Raw genomic sequence first — 21,799 nt, 5'->3', positions numbered from 1 at the left:
CGGCGCAGTTGGTTCCGGGGCCCGGTCAGGGGCGGAGGCTCACACGCGCCGCAGCACCGCCACCACCTTGCCGAGGATCGTGGCCTCGTCACCGGGGATGGGCTGGTACGCGGAGTTGTGAGGCAACAGCCACACGTGACCGTCCTCGCGCTTGAACCGCTTCACCGTGGCTTCGCCGTCGAGCATGGCGGCGACGATGTCGCCGTTCTCGGCGACCGGCTGGCGGCGGACCGTCACCCAGTCCCCGTCACAGATGGCGGCCTCGATCATCGAGTCACCGACGACCTTGAGGACGAAGAGCTCACCGTCACCGACGAGCTGCCGGGGGAGCGGGAAGACGTCCTCCACCGACTCCTCGGCCAGGATCGGGCCACCGGCCGCGATGCGGCCGACCAGCGGGACGTACGAAGCGGCGGGCTTGCCTGCCGTGTCGGTGGGCTGGCTGCTCGGCTGGTCCGAGCCACGCACCTCGTATGCCCGCGGGCGGTGCGGGTCGCGGCGCAGGAAGCCCTTGCGCTCCAAGGCCATCAGCTGGTGAGCGACCGATGAGGTACTGGAGAGGCCTACCGCCTGCCCGATCTCCCGCATGGACGGCGGGTACCCCCGACGCTGCACCGAGTCCCTGATGACCTCGATGACGCGGCGCTGCCGGTCCGTGAGCCCTGAGCTGTCGGCGCGGATGCCAGGAGGTCGGCCCGGTAGGGAGCGTGTGGGCTTGGGGCCCTCCTGGTTCGTGGCTGCGTCATTCATGGCATGCACCGGCTCGAGTCGGCTCTGGCGGTCCTGGGCGGTGATGGTGGCGCTGTCAGCGGTGGTGGTCACGTCGGTCGGCCCCTCTCGAGATGTTCTCCCTAGTTAGCCAACGGTAGTTGCTTTCGAAAGGTTGCGCCAAACACACGTTCGAGTGAAAAATCGCAGATCGCCTGTTCTGATCATGCGTCTGGGTGTATGGCTAACGTTCGAGCCGACTGGCATTTCGGTTCATTACGGTACGCTTCACCGCCAGGGCCGGGGCCCCCTCAGTAGGGCTCCCATACTGCCACTCGGCACCCGGTCAACCCCGCACCACCCCCTTCCTGTGCGGCGCGCGAGGCGGGCTCGTACTCTTCACGGCGGGCCAGGGGAGCGCGACACGCGATGGGGCCGGATTTCCGGTCAAACCCAAGATCTAGTGGTTGGATTGCGACCGCGGCCCAGAAGTTGTGGTCCCCGGGTCTTTTCAGGCCTTGGGCATCGCCTATGCTTGGGGCTGCTTCGAGGGCCTCACGGGCCTGTTGAGGCCTATGAGTCGTGTCGTGAAGGAGGGTTGGAGTTCCATGCACTGCCCCTTCTGCAGGCACCCCGACAGTCGCGTGGTCGACAGTCGCACCACCGATGACGGCACGTCGATCCGCAGGCGCCGTCAGTGCCCCGACTGCTCCCGTCGTTTCACGACCGTGGAGACATGTTCGCTGATGGTGGTCAAGCGCAGCGGCGTGACCGAACCGTTCAGCCGTACGAAGGTGATCAACGGCGTACGCAAGGCGTGCCAGGGGCGGCCGGTGACCGAGGACGCCCTCGCCCAGCTCGGCCAGCGGGTCGAAGAGGCGGTGCGGGCCACCGGGAGTGCCGAACTGACCACGCACGACGTCGGTCTGGCCATACTCGGTCCGCTGCAGGAGCTGGACCTCGTGGCCTACCTGCGCTTCGCCTCCGTGTACCGGGCATTCGACTCGCTCGACGACTTCGAGGCTGCCGTCGGGGAGCTGAGGGACCAGCGGGACAAGCGGCTCGACGAAGAGCCGCAGGGCGCCGGCGGGGAGCCCGGCGCGAACGAATGCGGGCCCGGAGGGACTGTCGAAGTCCCGGTGCCCGCCACTGCCGCCGACTGACCGGCTGAACGGCCGACGGCGGCACACACAGACCTGTTGCGGAAGCCTTCGCGGCTTTCGCGGCACCGGACAACACCGTGTCACGGGAACATCGTGGCACTTCAGGGCGTTTTAGCCTGATACAGGGAGGCGGCATGACCGAGACGACGAGCGGCCCGGCACGAGGTTCCCGAGCCAAGGGATCCAAGGCCAGCAAGGGTCTGCGTATCGAGCGCATCCATACGACGCCCGGCGTGCACCCGTACGACGAGGTGGTCTGGGAGCGCCGAGACGTCGTCATGACCAACTGGCGCGACGGCTCGGTCAACTTCGAGCAGCGTGGCGTCGAGTTCCCCGACTTCTGGTCGGTGAACGCGGTCAACATCGTCACCAGCAAGTACTTCCGCGGGGCCGTTGGCACCCCGCAGCGCGAGACCGGCCTCAAGCAGCTGATCGACCGCATCGTGAAGACGTACCGGAAGGCCGGCGAGGACTACAGCTACTTCGCCTCGCCCGCCGACGCCGAGATCTTCGAGCACGAGCTGGCGTACGCCCTCCTGCACCAGATCTTCAGCTTCAACTCGCCGGTCTGGTTCAACGTCGGGACGCCCCAGCCGCAGCAGGTCTCCGCCTGCTTCATCCTGGCCGTCGACGACTCCATGGACTCGATCCTCGACTGGTACAAGGAAGAGGGGATGATCTTCAAGGGCGGCTCCGGCGCCGGCCTGAACCTCTCCCGCATCCGCTCCTCCAAGGAACTCCTTTCCTCCGGTGGCAACGCCTCGGGACCGGTCTCCTTCATGCGCGGTGCCGACGCGTCCGCAGGAACGATCAAGTCGGGTGGCGCCACGCGCCGCGCGGCCAAGATGGTCATCCTCGACGTCGACCACCCCGACATCGAGGGCTTCATCGAGACCAAGGTGAAGGAAGAGGAGAAGATCCGCGCCCTGCGCGACGCGGGCTTCGACATGGACCTGGGCGGCGACGACATCACGTCCGTCCAGTACCAGAACGCCAACAACTCGGTCCGCGTGAACGACACGTTCATGAAGGCGGTCGAGGAGGGCGGCAAGTTCGGCCTCACCTCCCGTATGACGGGCGACGTCATCGAGGAGGTCGACGCCAAGTCACTCTTCCGCAAGATGGCCGAGGCCGCCTGGGCCTGCGCCGACCCCGGCATTCAGTACGACGACACCATCAACGCCTGGCACACCTGCCCGGAGTCCGGCCGGATCAACGGCTCGAACCCGTGCAGTGAGTACATGCACCTGGACAACACGTCCTGCAACCTCGCCTCGCTGAACCTGATGAAGTTCCTCAAGGACGACGGCAAGGGCAACCAGTCCTTCGACTCCGAGCGCTTCTCCAAGGTCGTCGAGCTGGTCATCACCGCGATGGACATCTCCATCTGCTTCGCGGACTTCCCGACGCAGAAGATCGGCGAGAACACCCGCGCCTTCCGCCAGCTGGGCATCGGCTACGCCAACCTCGGCGCCCTGCTGATGGCCACCGGCCACGCGTACGACTCCGACGGCGGCCGCTCCCTGGCCGGCGCCATCACCTCCCTGATGACGGGCACGTCGTACAAGCGTTCCGCCGAGCTCGCCGCGGTCGTCGGCCCCTACGACGGCTACGCCAAGAACGCCACGCCGCACAAGCGCGTCATGAAGCAGCACGCCGACGCCAACGCCACGGCGCCCCGCGTGGACGACCTGGACTCGCCGATCTGGGCCGCCGCCACGGAGGCCTGGCAGGACGTGCTCCGCCTCGGCGAGAAGAACGGTTTCCGTAACTCCCAGGCGTCCGTCATCGCCCCGACCGGCACCATCGGTCTCGCGATGTCCTGCGACACCACGGGCCTGGAGCCCGACCTCGCCCTGGTGAAGTTCAAGAAGCTCGTCGGCGGCGGCTCGATGCAGATCGTCAACGGCACCGTGCCGCAGGCCCTGCGTCGCCTGGGGTACCAGGAGGAGCAGATCGAGGCGATCGTCGCCCACATCGCCGACCACGGCAATGTGATCGACGCCCCCGGCCTGAAGCCCGAGCACTACGAGGTCTTCGACTGCGCGATGGGCGAGCGTTCCATCTCCGCGATGGGCCACGTCCGGATGATGGCGGCCATCCAGCCGTGGATCTCCGGAGCGCTCTCCAAGACGGTCAACCTGCCGGAGACGGCGACCGTCGAGGACGTCGAAGAGGTCTACTACGAGGCCTGGAAGATGGGCGTCAAGGCGCTCGCCATCTACCGCGACAACTGCAAGGTCGGCCAGCCCCTCTCCGCGAAGAAGAAGGAGAAGGAGAAGGCCGAGGTCACCGAGAAGGCCGAGGACACGATCCGTGCCGCGGTCGAGAAGGTGGTCGAGTACCGCCCCGTCCGCAAGCGCCTTCCCAAGGGCCGCCCGGGGATCACCACCTCCTTCACCGTGGGTGGCGCCGAGGGCTACATGACCGCCAACTCCTACCCGGACGACGGTCTCGGCGAGGTCTTCCTGAAGATGTCCAAGCAGGGCTCGACCCTCGCGGGCATGATGGACGCCTTCTCGATCGCCGTCTCCGTGGGCCTGCAGTACGGCGTCCCGCTGGAGACGTACGTCTCGAAGTTCACGAACATGCGCTTCGAGCCGGCCGGCATGACGGACGACCCGGACGTGCGGATGGCGCAGTCGATCGTCGACTACATCTTCCGCCGCCTGGCGCTGGACTTCCTGCCCTTCGAGACCCGCTCCGCGCTCGGCATCCACTCGGCCGAGGAGCGCCAGCGTCACCTGGAGACGGGTTCGTACGAGCCGTCCATGGACGACGAGTCGGACATCGACGTCGAGGGTCTTGCCCAGTCCGCCCCGCGGCAGCCCGAGGTCCTGAAGGCGGTCGCCGAGCCGAGGGCGGAGGCCGAGAAGCCCGCTCCGCAGCAGGCGCACACCAGCGCCGAGCTCGTCGAGATGCAGCTCGGCATCCAGGCCGACGCGCCGCTGTGCTTCTCCTGCGGCACGAAGATGCAGCGGGCCGGCTCCTGCTACATCTGCGAGGGCTGCGGCTCGACCAGCGGTTGCAGCTGACCCGGCCGGAAGCTCCCGGCCGCGGCCGGGAGTAGAGCCTGATCGTCCAGGGCGGTGATGCCGAGAAATCGGCCTCACCGCCCTCGGCGTTTCCCGCTGCGGGCGTCGTGCTCAGAACTCGGTGCCCATCACCGCGGCGAAGGACGTCGGGTCGGCCTCGAACCCGCGGATCATCTCGCGGAAGGACCACGCGCCTGACTCGTCCCGGTTGAACTCGGCGATCGTCGCCGCGGTGTGCTCGGAGACCGCGGAGAGATCGCTCTGCGCGAGGTCGGTGTGCCCCTCGCGGATGCGCACCCCGGTGTTCGGGATGTCGCCGAACACCTTCCGCGCCTCGTTGGGCTGTATGGCGACGCCGACCACCACGCGCGTGTAGGCAGCCGCGAGGCGGTCGAGCTCCAGGGTCATGACCTCGTCGAAGCCGAAGCCCTGGCCCGTCTTGCTGTCCCTGTTGAGGGTGATCGTCCCGTCGGGGGCGCGGCTGTCGAAGTGCACCAGGTACACCGGGCTGTCGTACGGAGCGTGCGCGGCGTAGGTCGCGGCGATGATGTCGAGATCATGCGCAGGCGCACCGACCGGGCTCGGATCCCATTTGAGCCCCACCTCGACCTTCTTGATCCCCTTGCTGACACTGCTCACGGAGCTCCCCCTCTTCGCACTCTTCTCGCACTCTTCGAAAACCCGGCTGACGCTGCCGCATCAGACATGTCCGGACGGCATGTCCTACAGACACGCTACGGCGTATGACTGACATCACTGAAGTCGGCTGATCGGCAGGGCTGTTGGGGCTGACGCGGACATTCCAGGTGGCGTGCCCCCACGCGCGCGTAGATCATTGCCCTCATGACATGGAACGGGGAAGAACTGCACATCGAGGCCTACTTGGCCAGGGTCGGCCACGAGGGAGAGGCGAAGCCCGACTTCGACACCCTCCGTGCGCTGCACCGTGCGCATGTGGCGTCGATTCCCTTCGAGAACCTGGAGATGATGCTCGGGCGATCCGTGCCGCTGGATCTGGGCGCTCTGCAGGACAAGTTGGTGCGACAGCGCAGAGGTGGTTACTGCTACGAGCAGAATCTCCTGTTCGCCGCGGCCCTGGAGCGGATCGGTTTCGCCGTCACGGGACTCGGTGCCCGGGTCAGGGTGGGTGCCTCGTCGCGGCGCGCGGTGACGCACATGCTTCTGAGGGTCGAGGCGGACGGCCGGCAGTGGCACTGTGACGTCGGCTTCGGAGCCGAGGGCCTGCTGGAACCGATCCCCATGGGGGACGAGGGCGACGTACGGCAAGACGTGCGACAAGGGGAGTGGCGGTTCGGGATCGTCCAAGAGGCGAACGGCGCGCGGGTGTTGCGGACCGAGCACGCGGACGGCTGGTTCGATCTCTACGAATACACGCTGGAAGAGCGCCTTACCGTCGACTACGTAGTGATGAACCACTACACATCGACCCACCCCTTGTCGTCGTTCATCCGCCGTCCGGTGATCCAGAGGGCCGCTCCGGAGATGCGGCGCACCTTGGTCGGTGAGCGCCTGGCGGTGACGCGGCCGGACGGCACATCGGACGAACGCGACGTATCTGCCCAGGAGTTGGGGGATGTGCTCGACCGTGAGTTCGGTATCGAACTGACCGCCGATGATCGCGCCGGGCTGATCCGGGCGCACTACGCCGGAGCGTGACCCGGGCCACGTTCCGCGCCGTACGATGGCGCGGTGCTGGTCAAGTGGATTCGCTGCACCGTGGTGGACCGACGGGGGTTCGAGCGGGGACAGCGGAAGTGGGCGGGGCTTCTGGGGGAGCCGGGGTTCCGGGGACAGGGCGGGGGGTGGAGTCGGGAGCGGCCGGGCGTGGCGCACGTCTTCGGCTTCTGGGAGAGCCGGGCTTTCTACGACTCCTTCATGGCGCGCTCCCACGACCGGCTCGCCGCCACGCAGTCGGGCACCTTCAAGGACATCCAGAGCAAGCTCTTCGATCACCGGTTCGACGTGAAGACGGGCTTCGAGCCGCGCTTCACGGACGCGGACGTGGTGCGGGTGGCGCACTGCCGGGTCCGTGAGGCGCGGGTGGAGCATTTCGCGCTCATGCAGGAGAAGGTCTGGAACCCGGCGATGGCGGGCTCTCCGGGGATGGTGCGCGGCCTCTTCGGTGAGGCACCCGGGCATGAGTTCCTCGTGCTCTCCATGTGGCTTTCGGCCGCCGAGCACGGCAAGTACCGCAGGGAACGCGTGGAGCGCCTCTCGCTGCGGGCCCAGACGGAGGCCGATGTCGCGGCGCTGGCCGGTGACATCGTGGAACTGGAGCCGTCGTGGACGGTGTGACGTCCCGCATGCGGTGACCTGCGACGTTGCCGCTGTGCGTGGCGGCGTCGGTGGCGACCGCGTACGCCGGATGGAGCCCCGACGGCCGACCGGTTGAGCCGCGGGGGAGGGGCCGATCTAGGGTTTCCGTATGGCACGTCCGCAGCGCATCTTCCTTGTCCGGCACGGCGAGTCGGCCGGAAACGCCGACGACACCGTGTACGAACGCGAACCCGATCACGCGCTGGCGCTCACCGAGAAGGGCTGGCGCCAGGCGGACGAGACGGGTGAGCAGCTCCGGGAGGCCGTCGGCCGGGAGCGGGTGAGCGTGTACGTCTCGCCCTACCGCCGTACCCACGAGACCTTCCGGGCCCTGCGGCTCGACCCCGAGCTGGTGAGAATCCGCGAGGAGCCGCGGCTGCGGGAGCAGGACTGGGGGAACTGGCAGGACAGGGACGACGTCAGGCTGCAGAAGGCCTACCGCGACGCGTACGGGCACTTCTTCTACCGCTTCGCCCAGGGTGAGTCAGGGGCCGACGTGTACGACAGGGTGGGCGCGTTCCTGGAGAGCCTCTACCGGAGCTTCGAGGCCCCGGACCATCCGCCGAACGTCCTTCTTGTCACTCACGGCCTGACCATGCGGCTTTTCTGCATGCGCTGGTTCCACTGGTCGGTGGCGGAGTTCGAGTCGCTGTCCAACCCCGGGAACGGCGAGATGAGGACGCTGGTGCTCGGCGACGACGGCAAGTACACACTGGACCGGCCGTTCGAACGCTGGCGCGAACCCGAACCCTACGGCGTCACCGGATAGAGTGGCAGGGCGATGACCGCTGACTCCTCTCCCGACCGGCGCCTGGCCCGCGCTCTGGCCAGCCTGCGCGGACTGGCGGTGGGGGACGCGCTGGGCTCTCAGTTCTTCGTGCCCGCGAACTACCCCCTGCTGAAGCGCCGCGAAGCGCCCCCAGGCCCCTGGCAGTGGACCGACGACACCGAGATGGCCTGTTCCGTGCTCGCGGTCCTGATCCGGCACGACCGGATCGACCAGGACGCCCTGGCCCTGTCCTTCGCCGAACACCACGACTTCGACCGCGGCTACGGCCCTGCGGTGAACCGGCTGCTCAGGCAGGTCCGGGAAGGCGGGGACTGGCGGGAGCTGGCCTCCGCGCTGTTCAAGGGGCAGGGCTCCTGGGGCAACGGGGCGGCCATGCGGATCGCCCCGCTCGGCGCCTGGTACGCGGACGATCCGGAGCAGGCGACCCACCAGGCGGAGATCTCCGCCTACCCCACGCACCAGCACCGCGAGGCGGTCGTGGGGGCCATGGCGGTGGCCGCCGCCGCGGCGCTCGCGGCCGACCCCGCAGGGCCGCCCGCGCCCAAGACGTTGCTCGACGGCGTGATCGACCTCGTGCCCCGCAGCGCCGTGGGGGCGGGGCTCCGCCGCGCGCGGGACATGCTCGACTACGGGGACACGGCGACGGTCGCCGCGGTCCTCGGCTGCGGCCGCCGCACGACGGCTCACGACACGGTGCCGTTCGCGCTGTGGTCGGCCGCCCGTGGCCTGGGTGATTACGAGCGGGCCATCTGGTCCACCGCCCAGGTGGGCGGCGACATGGACACGACCTGCGCCATCGTGGGCGGAGTGGTCGCTGCCGGTGAGGGTGGAGCGCCCTCCGAGGCGTGGCTGGAGCGGACCGAGGCGCTGCCTGGCTGGGTGCCGGTCGCGACGGGCTGACCTCGGCGGTCACGGCTGGCTGGCGTCTGCGGTCAGGCGGTCTGCCCCAGGGGGTTCCGGTGTGACTGTCACGGTCATGCCACAGCATGGTCGATGCGGGGGCCCTCGTCGGTGGCCCCGCTACTCTTTCCGGCAGGCCGCGAGTTGATCATGACGAGCGCCTCAACGAGATGCCGGTCGCCCGGCGGCCCCGCCACGCGTGCGTGCCGTCCGCTGCACGCGCGGACCGGCCGGGAGGGGGTCCCGTGTCCGATTCACCGTCCACGCCTGAGCCATCAGATGTGGAGGATTCACCTACACATTCAGCAGAAGGTCCAGCCAAAGAGCCGTCAGAAGCGCGGCGAGCCGGCGGCGACAGCCACGGCGAGGCGCCCGAGGAACCTCAGGACGCCGTGCCCGGTCCGCGCGCCGCGGCGGGGCCCCCAGGGCCCCGTCCCGACTGGGCGTACCCGGAGGGCGCGTACAAGCACGAGCCGTTGCTGGCCGACCTGCGATCCGAGCCGCCCGCCCCGGTCCGCACGGGCACGCTCGGCGCAGTGCTCGCCACCGGTCTGCTGAGCATGCTGCTGCTCGGCGACGGTCTCGCGATCAACCTGCTGATCGTCGCCGTCCCTGCCGCGCTCGCCGCGTACTTCGCCGCCGAGCAGGCCGGTCGAAGACCGCGCCCCTGGACGCTGGCCTGGGCGGTCGGCGGTCTCGCGCTGCTCGCCGTGCCCGCGCTGCGGGACGCGGGCTGGCCCTCGTTCCTCGCCGTCGTCGGCGCCGTCGGACTCGGCTCGCTCGCGCTGCACGGCTGCCGTACGTGGCCCGGCGTGCTGCTCGGCCCGGTCGGTCTCTTCGAAGCGGTGCTCTCCGGTCTCGGCTGGGGCTGGCGTGGGGTGCGGGGCCGGGCGAGCGGATCCAGGAGCGGTCCCGTGCTGCGGGCGGCCGCGGTGACCGCCGTGCTGCTGCTGGTCTTCGGCGCGCTGTTCGCCGGGGCCGACGCCGCCTTCGCGGGGCTGCTCGGCGATCTGATGCCCGACGCCTCCGTTGCCGACGGGCCATGGCGTCTGCTGCTCTTCGCGGCCGGCGTCGTAGGGGCGCTCGCCGCGGCACACACCGCTGCCGCGCCCGTGCGCTGGGACCGGCTCGTCGTGGGTCCAGGGCGGGAGCGGGGCCGCGTCGAGTGGGCTCTGCCGCTGATCGTCCTGAACCTGCTGTTCGCGGCGTTCAACGTGGTGCAGCTCGCCGTGCTCTTCGGTGGCTACGACGCGGTCCTGGAGAAGACCGACCTCTCGTACGCCGCGTACGCACGCCAGGGCTTCTGGCAGCTGCTGCTCGCCACGCTGCTCACTCTGGTCGTCATCGTCCTCGCCCTGCGCTGGGCGCCGCGGGACGGGGCGCGCGACCGAAGTCTGGTGCGCGCCGTGCTCGGCACGCTCTGCGCCCTCACGCTCGTCGTCGTCGCGTCGGCGGTGCGGCGCATGGACATGTACGTCGAGGCGTACGGCCTGACCAGGCTGAGGGTGTCGGTCGTGGCCGTGGAACTCTGGCTCGGCGTGGTCATCGTGCTGATCATGGCGGCCGGGGTGTGGGGCGCGCGTTGGTTGCCGCGCGCCGTTGCTGCGAGCGCGGCCGCTGGTGTACTGGCCTTCGGGCTCCTCTCACCCGACGGACTCATCGCCGAGCGCAATGTGCAGCGCTACGAAGACACCGGGAAGTTCGACCTGGAGTACGCGCGGGGGCTGTCCGCCGATGCGGCTCCGGCCCTCGACGGGCTGCCGGAACCGCTGCGCTCCTGCGCCCTTGAGGGCATCGAGACGAGCCTCGGCTCCGAGCGCGGCCCTTGGTACGCCACCAGCCTGGGGGAGGCCCAAGCCCGGGAGATCCTCGAGGACCGGCCTCCCAAGGCGTCTCCGTCGGACTGCATAGACCTCGACGAGGAGACCTCGTACCGCTGAGTCGCGCGCGGCAGGGTCGCGGATCTGCCGGGAGCGGGTCCGCAGGGTGACGGGAGGGCGGTCGTGGCCCCCCACGGCGGCGAGTGCCGGGCCGCTCTCCCGTCCCCACGGGCGACCCGGCACGTACGCCTGCGCGCGCCTGTCAGCCTCCCGCCGGACCGGCCGCGCTCGCCGTCCCGGACAACGCGTCCATGTCGCTCTTGCGTACCCGGACCACCACCAGCGCGGTGATCAGGGCGAGCACGGCCATGGCGACGGCCGGTATGAAGGCGGTCGAGATCCCCTCGGAGAGCACCTCGTGTCCCCAGGGTGCGGGCAGCTCGCCGGTCTTGGCGAAGGCGGCCTTCTGTTCCGGCGAGGCGTTCGCCATGAAGTCCGCCATCTGTTCCTTGCCCTCGTCGCGGCTTGCCGTGCCGAACACCGTGGTCAGGATGGAGAGGCCGAGCGAACCGCCCACCTGCTGCGTCGCGTTGAGCAGCCCCGATGCCGCGCCCGCCTCGTGTGGGGCCACTCCGGAGACGGCGGTCAGTGTCAGGGTCACGAAGTTCAGACCCATCCCGAAGCCGAACAGGAGCATCGGGCCCAGCACTCCGCCCACGTACGAACTGTCCGGGCTGATGAGGGTCTGCCAGCCGAGCCCGATGGCGACGAGGGCCGAACCGATCACCATGAACGGCTTGGGGCCCAGGGTCGGAAGCAGACGTTGGGAGATGCCCGCGCCCGCCACGATCGCGACCGTGACCGGCAGGAAGGCGAGGCCCGCCTCGATCGGTGTGTAGCCCAGGACGTTCTGGACGAAGAGCACGATGAAGAAGAACATGCCGAACATCGCCGCGGCCAGGCTCAGCATGATCACGTACGAGCCGGAGCGGTTGCGGTCGGCGAACATCCTCAGCGGAGTGATCGGCTCCTTCGCCCGGCTCTCGATCAGGGCGAAGGCGAGGAGCAGCACGATCGCCGCGCCGAACGACCCCATGGTGAGGCTGTCGCTCCAGCCGTCCTCGGCCGCCCGGATGAACCCGTAGACCAGGGAGGCCATGCCGAGGGTCGACGTAAGGGCGCCCGCGATGTCGAAGCGGCCCGGATGGCGCTCGGACTCGCTGATGTAGAGCGGGGTGAGGAAGGCGATCAGGATGCCGATGGGCACGTTCACGAACAGCACCCAGCGCCAGTCGAGCCACTCGGTGAGCATGCCGCCGGCCAGCAGGCCGATGGCGCCGCCGCCCGCGGAGACGGCCGCGAACACCCCGAACGCGCGGTTGCGCTCGGGGCCTTCGGGAAACGTCGTGGTGATCAGGGCCAGGGAGGTAGGCGACGCGATCGCGCCACCCACGCCTTGCAGGGCGCGCGCGGCCAGCAACTGCCAGGGCTCCTGCGCGAATCCGCCCAGGAGCGAGGCGAGGGTGAAGACCAGGATGCCGGTCATGAAGACGCGGCGGCGGCCGAGGATGTCACCCGCCCGGCCGCCGAGAAGCAGCAGGCCGCCGAAGGTGAGGGTGTACGCGCTGACAACCCAAGTGAGGTCGGTGGTGGAGAATTTGAGCGCGTCCTGAATGTGCGGGAGCGCGATGTTCACAATCGTCGCGTCGAGGACCACCATGAGTTGGCAGGCCGCGATGACGGTCAGGGCGATACCGGGGTGGCCTTCTCGGCGGGCGGCACCCGGGTTTTGATCTTTGGCTAACTGAGAGGTTGTCACTATGGGTCCCCCACAAGTGCGTTAGTGAACGCTCCCGTTCACTGTCCCGTCCACGGTAGTGACTCCCCATCAGTGAACGCAACCGTTCACTGACACTGCCTCGTACTCCAACGGAGAGATGTCGATGGTTACTTCGCGCTGGAGCGCCGCAGCCGCTCAAACGGCCTCCCTGCGCCGCCGGGGCCCCGTGCTCGAACGGGCGATCCTCGAGGCCACGCTCGAACAGCTCAGCACCGTCGGCTGGGCCGGCCTGACGATGGAAGGCGTGGCCGCGGGCGCGCAGACCGGCAAGGCCGCCGTCTATCGCCGCTGGCCCTCCAAGGAGGACCTCGTCGTCGACGCGCTGCAGGCCGGCCTTCCCAAACTCGACTCCGCACCGGACTGCGGAGGAGTCAGGGAAGACCTTCTCCAGCTGTGCAGGCAGATGCGTGAGGCGATGTTCTCGCGGCCCGGATTCGCACTCCGCGCGGTCCTTCACGAGTGCGACACGGTGACGGCCGAGCGGTTCCATGGCGTGATCTTCGACGGGGTCATCGGGCCGAGCGTGGGACTGATCCAAGAGGTCGTACGCCGCGGGGTCGAGCGCGGAGAGGTCCGCGACGATGCCACGAATTCCTACGTATGCGATGTCATTCCGGCGATGATGATGTACCGGTCCAAGGTGTGCGGGAGCGAATGGGGGGACGAGGAATTCACCGACCTGATCGATCAGGTCATGGTTCCGCTGCTTCGTCGGTAGACCTGGGTGTCGCCGGTGGCATGCGGCGGCGTACGCTGTCAGGCGCCATGCCGTACGAACCACCCACCCACACCGTCGAGCGCTCCCTTCGCGCTACCACCGGAGCGAAGATCGTTGCCGGAGTCGACGAAGTCGGGCGCGGAGCGTGGGCGGGACCGGTCACCGTATGCGCGGCGATCACGGGACTGCGCAGGCCGCCCGAAGGGCTCACCGACTCCAAGCTGATCACTCCCAAGCGGCGCACCACGCTCGCGGGGGAGCTGGAGAGCTGGGTCACGGCCTATGCCCTGGGGCACTCCTCGCCCGAGGAGATCGACGACATGGGGATGACCGCCGCGCTGCGGCTCGCCGCGGTGCGCGCCCTGGAGGCGCTTCCGGTGCGTCCGGAAGCGGTGATCCTCGACGGGAAGCACGACTATCTCGGGATTCCCTGGCAGGTTCGTACGGTGATCAAGGGCGATCAATCCTGTGTGGCCGTCGCCGCGGCGTCGGTGATCGCGAAGGTTCGGCGCGACAAAATGATGGCCGAACTGGGTATCGAACATGCAGACTTCGGTTTTGCGGCCAACGCCGGCTATCCGTCGCCGGTGCACAAGGCCGCGCTGGCGGAGCGGGGGCCCACCCCGTACCACCGGATGTCGTGGGCGTATCTTGATGCGCTGCCCCAGTGGCGGCACCTCAAGAAGGCCCGCAGCTGGGCGGATGGAAGCGTTCCGGAGATCGAGGGCCAGCTCGGCTTCGATTTCTGACGCTTCCGGCAGTTCCACATCGCACTCAGTGCCACCCGCCGATGCCACCCGCACCGGCGTTTGATAAATAACAACGCATGCCTCTCAGTCCCGAGGAGCCTCAGATTCACGAGAGTGCCCAGGGTCCCCGCGTGACCCCGGCCAGTGGCCGCGTCACGCCGACCCCCCGCCCCGTACCCGGCCCGCGTCCCGCGGCCGCGCCGCGTCCTGGCCGACCGGGCCCCGCCCGGCCGACCCCGCCGGCGCAGCGCACCTCGCGTGAGCCGGCCGCCAAGCCCGGGCCGTCCGCCCCGGCTGTTTCCGTACCTTCCGCCGCTCCCGCCGGCGCCCCTGCCGGCCCCGCGACGGACGCCGGTACTTCGGTTCCGCAGATCCAGCTGATCCCGGCTCCCGTCGAGGGGGCGCTCGACGCCGCCGAGGAAGCCGTTGACCTGCTGCTCGACTCGGGCCGCGCTCCGGGTGAGGTGCTGGTGATCACCACCGGCGACCCGCACCCGTGGGCCACGCACGAGCTGTCGTTCGGCGAGGTCTCCTACTGGGCTCAGCACGACGCGGGCGACGACGTCTTCTACGCCGACGCCGCCGCCCTGGACCGTGCCGTGTCCCGCCCCGTGGTCGTCGTCGCCATCAACGGCGGCAGCGAGGAGATAGCGGTCGGCGCGCTGCCGACGGCGCTCGCACGGGCCGGAACCCTGCTGATCGTCTGCGGTGACCCGCAGCGGATCAACGCGATGCTGGGCGCGGGCGTCTGACGCTCGCTGTCCGACATCCGCGCCTCGGCTTCGCCTGCCTGACGTTCGTCGTCAGGTGGACGAAGTCGCGGCGTGGGGCGACCGGCTTCGGTGGCATGGCGCGCTGAGCCCGAGCTGTGCGCGTCGCGCCTCGCGACGCTGACGGCGGGCGCGTGCCGGTCCATGCCTGTAACCCGCCTCGCGGCGGGTGGTGCGGCGGACACCTCAGCGTGCCGCCGCTCGGCGCAGGACGTCGGAGGCGGCGCCGCCGGTGCGTGGTGGCGGCGGATCGGTGTCGGCGAACGTCTCGGGCTGTGAGCCAGTGCTCGGCCGACGGCCGCCGCGCCCCTCGCCGAGCACCTGCCAGCCGTCACGGGTCAACGTGATGTACGCGCCGCACCGCAGCCCGTGCAGCGTGCAGGCGTCCCGCAGACCCCACATCCACGCTCCGTCCTCCTGCGTCCAACGCGCGTCACCGTCACGGCAGTAGAGCAGGACGGCCGTGCGCACCGGTGTGCGGCGGCGCAGATCGTGCGGGATGATCCGGCGCAACTGCGCGAGCAGGGCGTTACGGAAGACCCAGCCGTCCGCCGCGCTCGGCCGACGGGTGAACGAGGCGCTCGCCCGCAGCCGTTCCTCCGGATCGAGGACGGCGACGACGGCTGTCGCGGGCGTCGGACGATGCCGGGCGTGCAGGCCGCTGACGACCTCACGTGGGTTGCGCAGCAGGGGAATCCCCGCGGCTGACCACTCCGCGGGCTCCAGCACGCGGGCCAGTCGGTTGGCGGGATCAGCGGACATCTCAGCCGACGTCGAAGACTCCGACATCGATGCCGCAGCGGACGGAGCGAATCCGAAGGTCACGGTCCTCCCTTCGGCTACGCGCCCAGAGGGCGGGGTCGGGCTGGGGGAGCGCACCGCGGCACAGTGCTGCCGGGCCACGGGGAGCCGCGCGGGGAGCGATACCAATTCTTCCCGCCGGACTGCCTTGCGGCAACGAGCAATTGGGACCGCCGACCGGTATCTGGTGATGCGCCTTCTATATCCCTGCCCAAGGCGCCCCCCATTGACGCTTTCGTCAGCCCTGTACAGCCAGGACCAGCGGCAACACCCCCTTGGCTCCGGCTCGGCGGAGCATGCGCGCGGCCACCGCCAGGGTCCAGCCGCTGTCCGTCAGATCGTCGACGAGCAGCACGGGACCGTCCGCTTCCTGGAGCGCCGCCGCGAGCTCCGGGGGCACGGTCAGCGTCCCGTCGAGGGCGCGCAGACGTTGGGCGCTGTTGCTCCTGGGAACGTGCGTCGAGTCGGCTCCGGCGGCGTACTCGATGGAGCCGAGGTGGGGCAGGCGGCCGATCTCCGCGATCCGCGCGCCCAGCGACTGGATCAGCTGGGGCCTGGTGTGCGAGGACATGGTCACGACGCCGGCCGGTCGCGGCTGCGCGTCGGCGCCGCCCGATGCCCAGCCACCGGGGCCCTTCGCCCAGTCGGCTAGGACACCGACCACGGCGTTCGCCACATCGTCGGGCACCGGCCCGTCAGGGGCCTGCGGCGAGAGCATCGGCCGGAGCCTGTTGCCCCACCCGATGTCCGAGAGGCGCCCCAACGCACGGCCCTGCGACGCCTGCTCCCCGGCCGGAATGCGCCCCTTCAGGTCGACGCCGATCGCGGCGAGCCCGGTGGGCCACATCCTGCGGGACTCCACGTCGACGCCCGCGCGGACCAGCTCGCCCTTTGCCGTGTCGAGCGCCCCGGACGACACGGCGTCGGTGAAGCGAGCCCCCGCGCAGTTGTCGCAGCGGCCACAGGGTGCGGCCGCCTCGTCGTCCAGCTGCCGTCGCAGGAACTCCATCCGGCAGCCGGGAGTCGTGGCGTAGTCACGCATCGCCTGCTGTTCCGTCTGTCGCTGCTTGGCGACCCAGGCATAGCGCTCGGCGTCGTACGCCCAGGGCATCCCCGTGGAGGTCCAGCCGCCCTTGACGCGCCGGACCGCTCCGTCCACGTCGAGGACCTTGAGCATCGTCTCCAGGCGTGACCGGCGCAGCTCGACCAGCGGTTCCAGGGCGGGCAGCGACAGTGGCCTGCCCGCCTGCGCCAGCACGTCCAGCGTGCGCCGGACCTGCTCCTCGGGCGGGAAGGCGAGCGAGGCGAAGTAGTTCCAGATCGCCTCGTCCTCCTTGCCCGGAAGGAGCAGCACCTCCGCGTGATCGACGCCTCGGCCCGCGCGACCGACCTGCTGGTAGTAGGCGATCGGGGAGGAGGGGGAGCCGAGGTGCACCACGAAACCGAGGTCGGCCTTGTCGAAGCCCATCCCCAGCGCGGACGTGGCGACCAGGGCCTTCACGCGGTTGGCGAGCAGATCCTCCTCGGCCTGCTGGCGGTCCGAGTTCTCCGTCTTTCCGGTGTACGAGGTGACGGTGTGCCCGCACTGCCGCAGGAAGGCGGTGATCTCCTCGGCTGCCGCGACGGTGAGCGTATAGATGATTCCTGAGCCCGGAAGGTCGTCCAGATGGTCGGCGAGCCAGGCCAACCGGTGCGCCGCATTGGGGAGTTGCAGGACGCTCAGGCTCAGGCTCTCGCGGTCGAGGGGACCACGCAGCACGAGCGCGTCCGAACTGCCGCCCGTGCCCAGCTGTTCGGCCACGTCAGCCGTCACGCGCGCGTTGGCCGTCGCGGTGGTCGCCAGGACGGGGACGCCCGGGGGGAGGTCGGCGAGCATCGTGCGCAGCCGTCGGTAGTCGGGCCGGAAGTCGTGGCCCCAGTCCGAGATGCAGTGCGCCTCGTCGACCACGAGCAGACCGGTCGCGGCGGCGAGCTTGGGCAGGACCTGGTCGCGGAAGTCCGGGTTGTTCAGCCGCTCCGGGCTGACGAGGAGGACGTCCACGCCGCCGGAGGCGACCTCGGCCTGGATGGTCTCCCACTCCTCGGTGTTGGAGGAGTTGATCGTGCGGGCGCGGATCCCGGCCCGCGCCGCCGACTCCACCTGGTTGCGCATGAGCGCGAGCAGGGGGGAGACGATCACGGTGGGGCCGCTGCCCCGCTCCCGCAGCAGCGCGGTCGCGACGAAGTACACGGCGGACTTTCCCCAGCCCGTGCGCTGCACGACCAGTGCCCGTCGCTTGTCGGCGACGAGCGCTTCGATCGCGCGCCACTGGTCCTCACGCAGCCGTGGGCCCTCTGACGGGGACGCCTCGCCGCCTGTGGGCGCGGGTCCGCCGACGAGGCGGGCGAGTACGGCATCGGCCGCCGTGCGCAGATCTTCGTTGCTCATGCCCCCATGCAACCCGATGGGTCTGACATTAGGCGAACGGGTCCGCCGAGCTGTGGATAACTCTTGGCGTGCCCCTGACCGCACTTATCCACAGGTCAAACCGGAACCTGGCCATTCGCGGGAGAGTCGGCGCATGACGAATCACAGCGAGCACAACGACCCGATCGACTCGACCAACTCCATCAACTCGACCGGGCGAACCGCATCCATCGACGACACGACGGTCACCCTGCGCACCCCCGCCGAACTCGCGGACGCCCTGCCGTACTTGCTCGGGTTCAGGCCCGAGGAGAGTGTCGTCCTCATCGCCCTGCACGGCGAGCGGGGGCGGTTCGGCGGCCGGGTGCGCCTCGGTATTCCCGGGCGTCCGGAGGACTGGCCGCCCATCGCGGAACAGCTCGCGCAGTGCCTGGTGGGCGGCTGTGAGCGGCGCGACGCCCGGCCTGACGGCATCGTGGCCTTCCTGTGCGCGGAACCGGTCGGCACGGAGACCGGCCGGCAGGTCATGGAGCGCCTGCGACCACTGGCGCAGGTGCTCCGCACCGCCTGCGGAAGGCTCGACGTCCCCGTGTTCGAGGTCGTGTGCATCTCGGCGGGCAGCTTCTGGACCTACTGCTGTCCGAACACGCAGTGCTGCCCGCCGGAAGGCGTGCCACTGCTGCGTCCCGGCACCTCGGTCCTGGCCGCCGCCACGGCTTACGCCGGCGTCCAAGTGGGCGTCACCCCGCGGGAGATGCGGGCACGGTTGACTCCCTGGGAATCTGTCGCCGCGGTCGACCAGGAAGCCGCGCTTGATGCGGCGGGCATGGCGCTCGTGCACCGGATGCTGGGGGAGGACGGGCACGCCGAGGTCGCCGCTGACACGCTTGACCTGGCCCGACGGATCATGGCGCGCATGGTGGCCGCGCCGGCGGTCGTCGACAGGCTTGAGGCGGACCTCCAGGACGACGAGCTCCTCGCGCACGACGAGGCCGCCGCGCTGATCCTCGGCCTGCAGGACCGTACGACGCGAGACCGGGCCGCGGAGTGGATGGAAGGCGATGTCGCGGCATCCGCGCTTCGTCTCTGGCGGGTCCTGGCCCGCCGCTGCGTCGGTGCCTACGCAGAGCACGCGGCGGCACCGCTGTCGCTCGCGGGCTGGGTCGCGTGGTCCCTGGGTGACACCACGGAGGGCCAGGAAGCCCTGGCCATGGCGCTGTGCGCCGATCCGAATTACACCTTCGCGCAGCTCCTGCACCACGCCTGCATCGGAGATCTGGACCCTGAGCCGATCCGCCGCTGCCTGCGCACGGAGCGGAACGACCGCAGCGTCAAGGGAGTGCAGACCGAACTGCCACTTTCCTTGGAGCCTGCGAAGGTGTCGAACCCGTCATCCCCTTCGGAGTCTTCGGAGCCGTCGCGGTCGCCGGACCCCGTGGGTGAGCCGGTGGGCGTGGCAGCCGCTCGACGTCGCCGCCCCGCACGTTCGAAGGGTGGCCGCGGCGCACGGGTCACCGAGAGGCCGGCCACCGACCGGCCGACCACGGGGCCGCAGAACCGCCGCCGCACGATCCGTCGCACGGCGAGGAACGACACGTGAACGCGGGTGTGCGGCAGCGGAAGGCAAGAGCGGGGCAGGCGCCGGTCCTGCTGCCGTACGGGGGAGGCCAGGGCCGGGCGAGTGGCTTCCGGCCCGGGGGGCGTGACTTGGTGCGGGGCAGGTCCGTTCACCTGAGTGGCGGTACCTGTGCCTGGGCCGATCCGCCGTACGACCTCCGACTTCCCGTAGCGCGGACAGCGCAGAAGAGGCCATCTCATGCCCCTGCCCGCCCCGTCCCCCGTCTCCGGCAGAGGGGGTCCCCAGAGGCCCGTGCCGGGCTCCCCGCCCCCTCCCGGCGGATCCGCGCAGGCTCCCGCGCCGCGTCGCCTGGCGCAGCTGCCGCCCGCGCACGCCATGCTGATCTGTGTCGCCCTGCCCGCACTCGCGATCTCCACGGACCAGGGGCAGTTGACCGGGCGCGGGCTCGAGGGGTTCTACCGCGCGGGGCGCAGGCTGCTGTCCCGCTGTCAGCTACGAGTGGCGGGGCGCGAGCCGATCGCCGTGCAGGCACGGATGCTCTCGGCCGACCGCGCCCGCTTCGTGGCGACGCTGCGACCCGCCGCGGACGGCGGACCGGATCCGGATGTGATCGTCGAGCGGAACCGGTACGCGGACGGCACGGAGCGGATCATTCTGCGCAGCGCCGCCGGTCGGCACCTGCGACTACCGGTGGAGGTGTCGCTCGGCACGGACCTGGCGGAGCTCGGAGCGGTCGCTTCCGGCAACACCGGTCCGGAACTGCCCCCCTCGGTCCACGACTCCGGAATGCGCTGGTCCGCGCCGTCAGGCACCTGTGTGGTCACCGCGCACCCGGCGCCCGCGGACGCGCTGGCCTCGGCCGGACTGTTGCGCTGGGAGGTGGAGCTGGCGCCCGGCGGCACCTGGAGCCTGGAGCTGCGCGTCCGGCCGGAGGGTGCGGGTCCGGTGAGGGCGGTCGGGCACGGGATGTCCCGCACCCTCGCCACGGCAGGGGCCGCGGGCGACGACCCCAGGGCCCGCGCCCTCCTGGACCGGTCCGTGGAGGATCTCCAGGCGTTGTTGCTGCGGGACCCCGAGCACCCGACCGACATCCACCTGGCCGCGGGGGCGCCGTGGCGCTGCGGGCTCGCGCCGGCCGAGGCGCTCGCGGCCGCGCGGATGGCTCTGCCGCTCGGCACCGGGATCGCCGTGGGGACCCTGCGTACGCTGGCTCGCCGTCAACTCGGGGGCAAGGGGCCGCGGGTGGGGATGATCCCCGGCCCGTTGCGGAACGCGGGGCCGCATCTGCCGCCCGGGTGCACGGGGGTCGAGGCGACGCTGCTCTTCCCCGTGCTGTTGGCGGAGGCATGGCGTTGGGGGTTGCTGGCTCAGGAGACGGAGGAGTTGCTGCCGGCGGCCGAGCGTTGCCTGCGGTGGCTGCTTGCCGCGGTGGGCGACCGGGGGCTCCTGCCGGACCCGTCCCCGGGAGGGCCCGCGCGCTGCGAGACCCAGGCCCATGCCCACAGGGCCGCGCTGCTCGGCGCCGACCTGCTGGATGCGCATGGCCGTCCGGGCGGTGCCGGTCTGCGGCAGTGGGCGGAGCGGCTGCGGGGCACCTTCCGCGAGGACTTCTGGGTGGAGGACCGGGCGGGCGGGCGGCCCGCCGCGGCCTGCCTGGCCGACGGTCGCCCTGTGCCGCTGCTCACCGGCGGGGCCGCGCACCTCCTCGACACAGGGCTGCTCGGAGCGGGCGTGCTCGCGCCAGGGCTGCTGGACAAGGTGCGGACGGAGCAGCTCGCCCGGCTGCTGGGCGGGCCCGCCATGGATTCGGGGTGGGGGTTGCGGAGCCTGGGCGTCAAGGAAGCGGCGTACAACCCTTTCGGACATCGTGGCGGGGCGGTCCGCGTCCACGAGACGGCGGTCGCCGTCGCGGGCCTGGCCGCAGCGGGCTACGAGAAGGAGGCGAGCGCGCTGCTGCGAGGGGTGATGGCCGCGGCCGAGACGTTCGGCTACCGGCTGCCTGAGATGTACGCGGGGGAGCAGCGTACGGAGGGCGGTGCTCCCCTGCCGCACCCCGCGGCCTGCCGCCCGGCGGCCACCGCCGCGGCCGCCGGGGTGCAGCTCCTCACCACGCTCGCCGGAATCCGCCCCGACGCCCCCTCGGGCACGGTGACACTGAGCCCCGTCCGCAGCGCACCCCTGG

General features: G+C 70.4%; 17 protein-coding genes. 12 read left to right on the top strand and 5 right to left on the bottom strand.

What is annotated here, in order from left to right; genetic code table 11:
* Positions 1-39 precede the first annotated feature (39 nt).
* Entirely contained in the window at positions 40-822 is a 783-nt protein-coding gene (gene lexA, locus AB0M70_RS13625) for a transcriptional repressor LexA (protein WP_363209982.1), read from the bottom strand.
* Between the two features lie 494 nt (positions 823-1,316).
* On the opposite strand from lexA, the gene nrdR reads away from it, so the two are divergent.
* Positions 1,317-1,871, top strand: coding sequence for a transcriptional regulator NrdR (gene nrdR / locus AB0M70_RS13620; RefSeq protein ID WP_365819668.1), 555 nt, complete (start codon positions 1,317-1,319; stop codon positions 1,869-1,871).
* Positions 1,872-2,005: 134 nt separating this feature from the next.
* Positions 2,006-4,906, top strand: a complete 2,901-nt coding sequence (locus AB0M70_RS13615; protein ID WP_365819666.1) for a vitamin B12-dependent ribonucleotide reductase — start codon at positions 2,006-2,008, stop codon at positions 4,904-4,906.
* Positions 4,907-5,017: 111 nt separating this feature from the next.
* On the opposite strand, the gene AB0M70_RS13610 is transcribed toward AB0M70_RS13615, so the two are convergent.
* Entirely contained in the window at positions 5,018-5,545 is a 528-nt protein-coding gene (locus AB0M70_RS13610; protein ID WP_365819664.1) for a TerD family protein, read from the bottom strand.
* A 204-nt stretch (positions 5,546-5,749) separates the two neighbouring features.
* Here AB0M70_RS13610 and AB0M70_RS13605 point away from each other — a divergent pair, with 204 nt between their 5' ends.
* From AB0M70_RS13605 to AB0M70_RS13585, 5 genes are all read left to right on the top strand, one after another.
* Entirely contained in the window at positions 5,750-6,583 is an 834-nt protein-coding gene (locus AB0M70_RS13605; RefSeq protein WP_365819662.1) for an arylamine N-acetyltransferase, read from the top strand.
* 33 nt (positions 6,584-6,616) lie between these two features.
* Complete coding sequence (locus AB0M70_RS13600; protein ID WP_363209977.1) at positions 6,617-7,222, top strand: YdbC family protein; 606 nt, start codon at positions 6,617-6,619, stop codon at positions 7,220-7,222.
* A 130-nt stretch (positions 7,223-7,352) separates the two neighbouring features.
* Positions 7,353-8,012 carry a histidine phosphatase family protein gene (locus tag AB0M70_RS13595; protein WP_365819660.1) on the top strand — a complete coding sequence of 220 codons (660 nt, stop codon included), beginning with the start codon at positions 7,353-7,355 and terminating at the stop codon, positions 8,010-8,012.
* 12 nt (positions 8,013-8,024) lie between these two features.
* On the top strand, positions 8,025-8,933 hold the full coding sequence (locus AB0M70_RS13590; RefSeq protein ID WP_365819658.1) for an ADP-ribosylglycohydrolase family protein: 909 nt from the start codon (positions 8,025-8,027) through the stop codon (positions 8,931-8,933).
* A gap of 170 nt (positions 8,934-9,103) precedes the next feature.
* Positions 9,104-10,873 (top strand): DUF4153 domain-containing protein, encoded by a 1,770-nt coding sequence (locus AB0M70_RS13585; RefSeq protein ID WP_365819656.1) that lies wholly within the window; start codon positions 9,104-9,106, stop codon positions 10,871-10,873.
* 142 nt (positions 10,874-11,015) lie between these two features.
* Here the strand turns inward: AB0M70_RS13585 and AB0M70_RS13580 are convergent, their stop codons facing one another.
* Complete coding sequence (locus AB0M70_RS13580) at positions 11,016-12,572, bottom strand: MFS transporter (RefSeq protein ID WP_365819654.1); 1,557 nt, start codon at positions 12,570-12,572, stop codon at positions 11,016-11,018.
* A 124-nt stretch (positions 12,573-12,696) separates the two neighbouring features.
* Between AB0M70_RS13580 and AB0M70_RS13575 the strand changes: the two genes are divergently transcribed.
* From AB0M70_RS13575 to AB0M70_RS13565, 3 genes are all read left to right on the top strand, one after another.
* Positions 12,697-13,311: a TetR/AcrR family transcriptional regulator gene (locus AB0M70_RS13575; RefSeq protein ID WP_365819652.1), complete on the top strand. Its 615-nt coding sequence runs from the start codon at positions 12,697-12,699 to the stop codon at positions 13,309-13,311.
* Positions 13,312-13,358: 47 nt separating this feature from the next.
* Entirely contained in the window at positions 13,359-14,060 is a 702-nt protein-coding gene (locus tag AB0M70_RS13570; RefSeq protein WP_365819650.1) for a ribonuclease HII, read from the top strand.
* Between the two features lie 77 nt (positions 14,061-14,137).
* Positions 14,138-14,812 carry a hypothetical protein gene (locus AB0M70_RS13565; protein ID WP_365819648.1) on the top strand — a complete coding sequence of 225 codons (675 nt, stop codon included), beginning with the start codon at positions 14,138-14,140 and terminating at the stop codon, positions 14,810-14,812.
* Positions 14,813-15,016: 204 nt separating this feature from the next.
* Here the strand turns inward: AB0M70_RS13565 and AB0M70_RS13560 are convergent, their stop codons facing one another.
* Positions 15,017-15,655 carry a hypothetical protein gene (locus tag AB0M70_RS13560; RefSeq protein WP_365819646.1) on the bottom strand — a complete coding sequence of 213 codons (639 nt, stop codon included), beginning with the start codon at positions 15,653-15,655 and terminating at the stop codon, positions 15,017-15,019.
* Positions 15,656-15,869: 214 nt separating this feature from the next.
* Positions 15,870-18,059: a RecQ family ATP-dependent DNA helicase gene (locus tag AB0M70_RS13555; RefSeq protein WP_365819644.1), complete on the bottom strand. Its 2,190-nt coding sequence runs from the start codon at positions 18,057-18,059 to the stop codon at positions 15,870-15,872.
* Positions 18,060-18,192: 133 nt separating this feature from the next.
* Between AB0M70_RS13555 and AB0M70_RS13550 the strand changes: the two genes are divergently transcribed.
* Both AB0M70_RS13550 and AB0M70_RS13545 read left to right on the top strand, forming a co-directional pair.
* Positions 18,193-19,638, top strand: coding sequence for a DUF4192 domain-containing protein (locus AB0M70_RS13550; protein WP_365819642.1), 1,446 nt, complete (start codon positions 18,193-18,195; stop codon positions 19,636-19,638).
* A gap of 354 nt (positions 19,639-19,992) precedes the next feature.
* The coding region (locus AB0M70_RS13545) for a glycogen debranching N-terminal domain-containing protein (protein ID WP_365819831.1) at positions 19,993-21,799 on the top strand (1,807 nt) is incomplete at its 3' end.

Source organism: Streptomyces sp. NPDC051214 (genome assembly GCF_040682375.1).
GTDB lineage: Bacteria > Actinomycetota > Actinomycetes > Streptomycetales > Streptomycetaceae > Streptomyces.
The sequence above is the reverse complement of the archived record's forward strand: the minus strand, read 5'-3'. Positions and strand labels throughout refer to the sequence as shown.